Here is an 8,171-nt window from a genome sequence, read left to right as displayed (position 1 = left end):
CACCTTCCAGTGCTCGTAGCGCGGCTGGGGCCAGTTCGCCGGCACGACGTAGAGGTCGGTGTCGGCGGCCAGCGCCCAGAACTCGTCGGCGAACCGGAGGTCGTAGCAGATGAATACGCTGACCCGCAGCCCGCCGACATCGACGTTCAGGAAGTCCTTGCCGGCCCGGTAGTGCTCGTGTTCCCCGGCGTAGCTGAACGGATGGATCTTGTCGTAGCGCAGCAGCTGACCGGACGGGCCGGCCAGAACCGCGACGTTGGCGGCCAGCGGGTCACCGGCCGTCCCGCTCCACTGGGCGATCGAGCCGACCAGCCACACGCCGTGCCGCCGGGCCTGCTCGACCAGGAAGCGCTCGTTCGGCCCGCCGGGCTGCTCAGCCACCCGGTCCTGCTGCATCGAGAAGCCGGTGGCATACATCTCCGACAGCACGATCAGTTCGGCTCCGCCGGCCACGGCCTGCGCTATCAGCGGTTCGAGCCGGGCCTGGGTGGCCGGGCCGTCTTCCCAGACGATGTCGTGTTGGATCGCAGCAACCTTCATCGCATCATCATCCCCGATCCTGCCCGGCCTGCCGAGCCGCCCCGGCTACCGGCCCGCGGAGCCGCCCCGGCTACCGGCCGGCGGAGCCGCCCCGGCTACCGGCCGGCGGAGTCGGCGTCACGCGCGGGGCCGCTGGGAGTACTCACGACGTGGCTCGACGGTGTCCCATCCGCACCACGCGCGGATCCGGGCCGGTATCACCGAGGCGAGCCGGGTCACGACGCGCCGCCCCAGTGACAGCACGACTCGACCCAGTCGAGTGACCAGCGCCTGGACCCGGGGCTCGGCCAGCACCTCGGCGACCGGATCCAGCGCCGGGCGCATTCCGTCCGGTACCCGTTGTGACCAGTCAGCCTGCGTCGTCGAGTGGTGCCGGCCGTCCTCCGGGGCGACCCAGTGCCGGATCGGCTGGGCCGCGAGCGAGCGGTCGGCGGGCAGCTCCGGTTCGGCAGGGGGCAACTCCTGCTCCGGCCGGGCTGCCCATCCCAGCGCCACCTCGCTGACCGAGCCGGCCGGCCGGATGGCCGTGGCCAGCACGACGGCCGGCACGGGCAGGACCACGGCGGCCGGCTCCGGCAGCAGTCTCGGGTCCTGAGCCAGGATCCTTCGATGGGTTTCGGCCAGCTCCACCGAGGGCTCCAGGCCCAGCTCGTCGGCCAGCAGAGCCCTCGCTCGCTGGTATGCCGACAGTGCTTCGGCCTGGCGGCCTGAGCGGTAGAGCGAGGTCATGTACTGCACCCACAACCGTTCGCGCAGCGGGTGAGTCGTGACCAGGCCGTCCAGTTCGGCGACCAGATCGGGTCCGAGACCCATACCGAGCTCGGATTGCAGGCGGTTCTCCACGGCGCTCAGCCGTACCTCCTCCAACCGGCTGGCCTCGGCCCGGAGCACCGGAACGTCGGCAAACTCCGCATAGGCGTCACCACGCCACAATCGCAACGCGTCGCGCAGGTAGGAGCGAGCGGCTTGTGGGTCGTTGCGGGTCAATGCCCGCCGCCCGGCCAGCGCCAACTGCTCGAACAGTGACGCATCGACCGACATCGGGTCAGCGCGCAACAGGTACCCCGGTGGTGCCGTCACGATGAGCGGGTCGGCCGGGCTGCGGCCGGCCAGCGGGGCCAGCGCCGAGCGCAGCCGCGACATGTAGGTCCGCGCCGTTCGCTCCGCCGACGGCGGGGCATCGCTGGACCACAGGCTGGCCACCAGTGTCGACAGGCTCATCACGTGGCCGGGCCGCACCAGGAGCAGTGCCAGCAGAGCACGTATCTGTGGACCTCCGACGTGCACCAGGCCGTCCGCGGCTCGGACCTCCAGCGGTCCCAGGACACCGAAGGTCAGGTCGGATCCGCCAGTGCGGAGATCCAGATCATTCCAAGACTCTTCTATCTGCATATCTCTCCCGCCGGGCACACCCGGATCCGTACGGGGCGTCCGGCAGACAGACCACCCGCAAGGCATGCCGTCTCCGAAATCCACGATCGATTCGCTCCGGCATCACGTCGACACCACGAACAGTAGATCGACGGGCAAGCGACAATCTTGCACCAAAGTTCGGAAAAACGCGCTTTAACCGAGTCACCCTACATATCCAAGTGTTGGGCATACTGTGTACGAACTGTTACCGAAGCCCCAGTCGGTACCTCCGCTTTGCGGCCTATTTCGACCGCGCTGTCGATGGGCCATCGACGGAATGTCGACGGACTGCAGCCACAGATTGGCACGGTCTCCCCCGCTAGTGACTGCAAGAACATTAAGAACCTCCGGAAACTTTCCGAAGTTCCTGACTGACCCCATAGACCCAACCGTCGCATCGGCTCGCTTTGCCAGCAGGAACCGGCAACACCGCATCGATCGCTGCTCCTAAACAGGAAGGACGGCGCCATGACGGCCAGCGCCCTCGTCATCTCCCACCCCCGTCGGCAGGTAACCGACTCCCCCGTCATCGCAGGGCACCCGCTGGAGGTCCTGCTGCAACGCGCGTGCGCCGAAGATGAAGACCCGGCCGCGTGGAACGAGTTGAGCAGGCGCTACGGTCGGCTGCTGCTCTACACCGCGCGCAAGGTCGGTCTCAACGACAGTGACGCCGCCGAAGTGGTGCAGCAGACCTGGATCAGGCTGTGGGAACGAGGCCACCAGATCCGCGACCCCGAGAGCCTGCCGGCCTGGCTGACCGCCACCGCCCGGCGAGAGAGCCTGCGGATGGCGGTCAGCGGAAGGCGGTACCTGCTCTGCGCCGATCCGGCGACCGAGCACGGCGAACGGTTCCCGACCGCCGCGACGGATGTCTACCCGGTCGACGGTGACTACGAGCCGGCGCTGGAACAGGCCCTGACCCGGCTCCCGCCGCTGCAGCAGCGGCTCATCCGGTTGCTGATGTCAGACACCTGCCCCAGCTACGGTGAGGTGGCCCAGATCCTCGGGCTGCCGGTCGGCAGCATCGGCCCGATGCGAATGCGCGCGCTGCGAGCGCTGCGGGATACGCCCGAACTAACGGCATCCTCCTGGTTGTATCAGCGCTGACTGTTCAGTCGCTCTAATCCGTTGTGGCTCAAAGCAAACACCGTTTCTCCGCCCCCTCCATGACCAGCCGGGCCAGCCGAAGGAGTGCCGTATGGCAGTGACCGACGTGACTCCCGGGGTCGCCCAGCTGCGGGAGGAAGCCTTCCAGGATTTGCTCGAAGCCATGCCGGCCGCCAACATGGCCGCGGCGCAACGGTGCGGTACCCGGCTTCGAGCCGCCCTGCCGTACCAGGACGAGTGGGAACGCAACCTGGTCATGGTGGCCTACGGCGGCGGCAAGGACAGCTCGTACACGCTGGCGTTCGTCCGCACCATGCAGTTACTGCTGCTGCGGGAGCACGGAAGCACCTTCCGGCTCCGGGTGGCGACCAACCGTCACGCCGGAATGCCCCGAGCGGTGCTGGAAAATATCGATAGGGAGTACCGGGCGCTGCGGCTGCCCGCTGACCCGGACTGTGAGCTGCTCCTGATCGACGGCGACGAGGTCAGCATCTTCGATGTCGACACTCCGCAGCGCGAAGCGGTCGTCAACCGCAACCGGCTCGACATCCTGATGACCGGGCACCGTACCTACGCCGACGGTCGTCCGACCTTCTGCAACGCCTGCAACCTCAGCGTCGTCAATTCTTTCGGCGTGGCCGCCTCGTACGGCACCGGGGCCGACCTCATCATCACCGGCGACTCGCAGCAGGAGCAGCGCCAGTACACCCTCTGGGTGGGCCGGCTGGCCCGGCGGCTCAACCCGACCCGGAAGCCCACCGGCACCGGCCTGGGACGGTTGCTGTCCACCGTGGACGGCATCGCCCAGGGCTACTTCGCCGACATCCACGGAGCCGAATCCGTCGACACGATCGCCGAGCGCCGAGTCACCCACGATGTGCCCGAGCGGCTGAGGTTCTTCTCGATCTATGACGACACCGAGTACGCCTCCGGTGACCACATGGAGCTGTTGACCGGTTTCCTCGGCTTCCAGTTCGATGACATCGCCTTCAGCTTCACCGAGTCCGACTGCGGCAACCCGGCGCTGATGGTCCACCTGCGAGGCCTGAAGTGCGAGCGGGTCTACCAGCGCAGCTATGCCGAGGGGATGCAGGAGTACGTCGACTTCGCGCTGGGGCTGATGCGCAGCAAGGACTTCCCACCCCAGCTCATCGAGCAGATGCAAGCCCGTTACGCCGGCGCCGACGCGACGGCGCAGATGCGCCGCGCCGCCGAGGAATACGCCTGGCAGACCTTCGCCCTCACCGAGGAGCAACTGGTCTGCATGGTGTACTCACCCTTCGCCGACAAGGGTGCCGGACTGGGACAGTTCCTGGCCCAGGAACACCCGGCGCTGGCTGACCGGTTCGATGACATCCAGCAATTGCTGGCTGACGAGCTCGCCGAGGCGGAGCAGTTGACCGCCGAACTCGAGCGGATCAGCGCGCTCACGCTGGCTCAGCTGCGGGTGCTCTACCGCAGTTCGCTGCGGGGCTCCGGCAGTGAGGCCACCGGCGCCATCGATGCGGTACTGGTCGGTGACCCGCACAAGGCGCTGATCCGGACACGATTCAGCAAGCAGGGTCCAGAAGCGCTCGAACAGATCTCCGGGCGCTAGCGGTGGGCCGACCGGGGCACCGGCGTGCCCCGCGGACACCGTCGCCCGAGCGGAGGGAGAACCCAGCATGAAACTGCTCGCGCTGGAGGCGGTCCAAAATGCCGCCTATTACCAATCTAGGTACCGCCAGGTCCAGGATTTCGGAGCCGAGCTGTTCGTCCTGAACGGCTTGGGTGAAGCGGACTACTGGCCTGCGCAGCGATACCGCATCGTCGGCTCCAAGCACGTCGAGGACATCATCGCGGCGGCCGACGCCTGGCACGCCGAGGAACGGTTCGACGGCGTGCTCACCTTCTCCGAGTCCGCGGTCGTGACGGTGGCCGCGGTCGCGGAGAAGCTCGGCCTGCCGGGCATCGGCGTCGAGGCTGCCCGGACCAGCCGCAACAAGTTGCTGATGCGCCAGGCGCACGAGCGCGCCGGCGTGCCCCGGCCGCGGTTCCGGTTCGCTCCCGACGTCGAGGCGGCGCTGGCGGCGGCCGAGGAGTTCGGCTACCCGGTGATCCTCAAGCCCACCCTGGGTGCGGCGAGCAACTTCGTGTTCCGCGTGGACAGTCCGCAGGCGTTGACCGAGCGCTTCGCACAGGCGAGCGAGGGCATCGCAGGCATGGCCTGGTACCGGATGGAGCCCGACGGCCTCGACCTGGGCCCCCACGGCCTGATGATCGAATCCTTCCTGGACGGGCCGGAGTTCCTGACCGAGGCGCTCGCCTGGGACGGCGAGGTCTATCTCGGCTCGGTGGTGGACCGGGTGACCGTCGAGGGCGACACCTTCGACGATGACGTCCATCATGCGCCCACCTCACTGGCGCCCGATCAGCTCGCGGCGGTCCATCAGGTGATCACGGCAGCCGCGCACGCCCAGGGCATCCGGCGCAGCGTCATGCACGCCGAAGTGCGCTTCCACCAGGGAACGCCGCACCTGCTGGAGATCGCGGCCCGACCCGGCGGGGGTGGCCTGGACTACTTCGCCAGGATCAGCGCCGGCTACTCACCGATCGAGGTCCTGATCGACGTGGCGCGCGGGGTGCGCCCGCAGGTGAGCCACTACCGGCCGACCGGCGTGCACACCGCCGGCACCTGCCTGATCAGCGCTCCCGGCCGGATCTCGGAGATCACCGTGCCCACCGCGGTCTCGGAGTCCGATCGGATCTTCTTCTTCAAGATCACGGCCAAGCCCGGCGACCTGATCCGCAGGCCGCCGGCAGGCAACAACATCCTCGGTTTCCTCTGCACCACCGGCGAGTCGTTCGACGACGCGATCCAGGCGGCGAAGGAGCTGGCGGACCAGATCGACGTACGGATGTGCGACCAGGACGAATTGGCTGCGGTTTCTGCTCACGACAACGGCAAGGGGTAGTAATGGAACTGTCCACGATGGTGGCCGAGACCGCGCAGGCCGTGGCGGCAGGCGGCAGCAGCCCGGTTCGCGGCGGCAGCGTCGCCTGGGCCGGCCAGCCCGGCTTCCCGCCTGCGACGATCTTCCCGTTCGCGCCGCCGGAGCGGATCGGCATCCGGAACCTGTACGAGTTCCAGGCGCTGATGTACCGGCCGCTGTACTGGCTGGGCAGGGACGGCAAGCCGGAGGTCGATCCGGACCTCAGCCTCGCCGAGCCGCCGGAGTGGGATGCGGACGGGCGGACCGTCACGGTCAGGCTCAAGCCTTGGAAGTGGTCCAACGGTGAGCCGATCTGCGCCGACAACGTCATGTTCTGGGTGAACATGATGGTGGTCAAGGGCTCCCGGTACGGCAAGTACGCGCCCGGCTACTTCCCTGACAATCTCATCTCGTACGAGAAGATCGCGCAAGACACGGTTCGGTTCGTCTTCGACCGGGCGTATTCCCGGGTCTGGGTCATGATGAACCAGCTCAGCCTCATCACCCCCATGCCGAAGGCGTGGGACCGCACCGCTGACGATGTCGGCGCCAATGCTTCCGCCGATCTTGCCGACGTCCCGGCGGTGTATGACTACCTGGTAGCGCAGAACGGTGAATGGACGTCCGAGGACAACGAGTTCCGGACCCAGTGGCCCGCGAGCCCGGTGTGGAGCGTGGTGAACGGCCCGTGGCGGCTGGCGAGCTTCAGCTTGGACGGCGAGTGCAGCTTCGTACCGAACGAGCACTACTCAGGACCCAACAAGCCCTACCTGGACGAGTTCCGGCAGGTGCCGGTCCCCTCCGAGGACGATCTGTTCACCCAGCTGAAGGCCGGTCCGCACGGGCCGGACCGGATCCAGGTCGGGTTCCTGCCCTTCGGCCTGGCCGACAGCCTGGTCCAGGGCGGCAGCAACCCGCTGGCCGAGCATTACCGGCTGGTTCCGCAGGATGTGTACTGCGTGCGCTACATGCCGATCAACTTCGCCAATTCGGCAGCGGCCGGACACATCATCAGGCAGGCCTACTTCCGTCAGGCGCTGCAATCCTGCCTGGACCAGGACTCGGCGATCCGCGACATCTTCCACGGCTACGCCCACCGGACCGACGGCCCGATCCCGTCGTTGCACGGCGAGCCGGTGCCGGCGGCCGGACCGGACATTCCCTGGCCCTTCGACGTGGAGCGGGCTCGAGCGCTGCTCTCCGACAACGGCTGGGATGTCAGCACCACACCCGCGCTCTGCCTCCGGCCGGGCAGCGGAGCGGGCTGCGCCGGCGAGGGGATCGAGGCAGGTACCCCGCTGTCGTTCAACATCCGGTACGTGAAGGGCAAGCCAGCTCTGCTCCAGCTGTTGCAGCAGCTGCAGGTCGACGCCGCCAAGGCCGGCATCGAACTGCGGCTGGAGCCCGTCTACGGATCCGTGCTGGTCTCCGAGGACCACACCGAGGACGGCGAGGGCCACGTCCGGTGGCAGATGAGCTCCTGGAACGGTGGCTGGGTGTTCTACGGCCATCCGACCGGCGAGCTGCTGTTCAAGACCGGTGCCGGCAGTAACTGGGCCGAATACAGTGACCCGAAGGCCGATGAGCTGATCGAGCGGACGGTGCTCAGCGAGGATCCCAGCGCGATGGCCGACTACTACGCCTACCTCGCCGAGCAGGTGCCGGCGATCTGGACTCCCGGCTTTCCGCTGCGGCTGCTGGAGATAGCGAAGAACCTGCGCGGGGTCGAGCCGATAAATCCGTACGGAATGATCAATCCCGAGAACTGGTACTACGTCGAGAACACCGCGTCCGACACCATGTCCGACACCACCGTGGACGCCCGATGAGCGCGCGCCGCACCGCCACCGCACGGCGGTACCTGATGTGCCCGCCCACCTACTTCGACGTGGTCTACTGCATCAACCCGTGGATGGATCCCAGCAAGCCGGTCGACCAGCGGCTGGCCTACCTGCAGTGGCAACGGATCTATGACGTGTTCCTCGAGCTGGGCCACCAGGTCGAGCTGGTCGAGCCGCTCCCCGGCCTGCCGGACATGGTCTTCGCCGCCAACGGCGCGACCGTGCTGGACGACCAGGTGCTGGTGGCCCGCTTCCGGCACGAGGAGCGGGTCGCCGAGGCGCCTGCCTACCTCGACTG

The 8,171-nt window shown here is 67.7% G+C and carries 6 protein-coding genes and 1 pseudogene; 5 read left to right on the top strand and 2 right to left on the bottom strand.

Annotated features, from left to right (window positions below):
- Together VF542_RS05430 and VF542_RS05425 are read right to left on the bottom strand one after the other, a co-directional pair.
- Window positions 1-540 (bottom strand): nitrilase-related carbon-nitrogen hydrolase (locus tag VF542_RS05430; protein WP_408650685.1); only part of this gene is annotated, 540 nt, incomplete at its 3' end.
- A gap of 117 nt (window positions 541-657) precedes the next feature.
- A complete protein-coding gene (locus VF542_RS05425) occupies window positions 658-1,932 on the bottom strand; it encodes an AfsR/SARP family transcriptional regulator (protein WP_408650684.1) in 1,275 nt (424 codons plus the stop codon).
- 489 nt (window positions 1,933-2,421) lie between these two features.
- Here VF542_RS05425 and VF542_RS05420 point away from each other — a divergent pair, with 489 nt between their 5' ends.
- From VF542_RS05420 to VF542_RS05400, 5 genes and pseudogenes are all read left to right on the top strand, one after another.
- Entirely contained in the window at window positions 2,422-3,060 is a 639-nt protein-coding gene (locus VF542_RS05420; protein ID WP_408650683.1) for an RNA polymerase sigma factor, read from the top strand.
- A gap of 91 nt (window positions 3,061-3,151) precedes the next feature.
- Window positions 3,152-4,657 carry a PqqD family protein gene (locus VF542_RS05415; protein WP_408650682.1) on the top strand — a complete coding sequence of 502 codons (1,506 nt, stop codon included), beginning with the start codon at window positions 3,152-3,154 and terminating at the stop codon, window positions 4,655-4,657.
- 67 nt (window positions 4,658-4,724) lie between these two features.
- Window positions 4,725-6,014 carry an ATP-grasp domain-containing protein gene (locus VF542_RS05410; protein WP_408650681.1) on the top strand — a complete coding sequence of 430 codons (1,290 nt, stop codon included), beginning with the start codon at window positions 4,725-4,727 and terminating at the stop codon, window positions 6,012-6,014.
- 20 nt (window positions 6,015-6,034) lie between these two features.
- The gene (locus VF542_RS05405) at window positions 6,035-7,861 is read left to right on the top strand and encodes an ABC transporter substrate-binding protein (RefSeq protein ID WP_408650686.1); all 1,827 of its coding nucleotides are present in this window, start codon (window positions 6,035-6,037) and stop codon (window positions 7,859-7,861) included.
- Window positions 7,858-8,171, top strand: a pseudogene (locus VF542_RS05400) (amidinotransferase); the annotation flags it as partial. The gene VF542_RS05405 and the pseudogene VF542_RS05400, both read left to right, overlap by 4 nt.

The sequence above is a fragment of the Jatrophihabitans sp. genome (genome assembly GCF_036389215.1).
Taxonomy (GTDB): domain Bacteria; phylum Actinomycetota; class Actinomycetes; order Mycobacteriales; family Jatrophihabitantaceae; genus Jatrophihabitans_A.
This window is presented reverse-complemented; position numbering and strand designations above follow the sequence as displayed.

Excerpts from the sequence above, each read along its gene's own strand:
- VF542_RS05415 (WP_408650682.1), top strand. The coding sequence starts at position 3,152 with ATGGCAGTGACCGACGTGACTCCCGGGGTCGCCCAGCTGCGGGAGGAA.
- VF542_RS05410 (WP_408650681.1), top strand. The coding sequence starts at position 4,725 with ATGAAACTGCTCGCGCTGGAGGCGGTCCAAAATGCCGCCTATTACCAA.
- VF542_RS05425 (WP_408650684.1), bottom strand. The coding sequence starts at position 1,932 with ATGCAGATAGAAGAGTCTTGGAATGATCTGGATCTCCGCACTGGCGGA.
- VF542_RS05420 (WP_408650683.1), top strand. The coding sequence starts at position 2,422 with ATGACGGCCAGCGCCCTCGTCATCTCCCACCCCCGTCGGCAGGTAACC.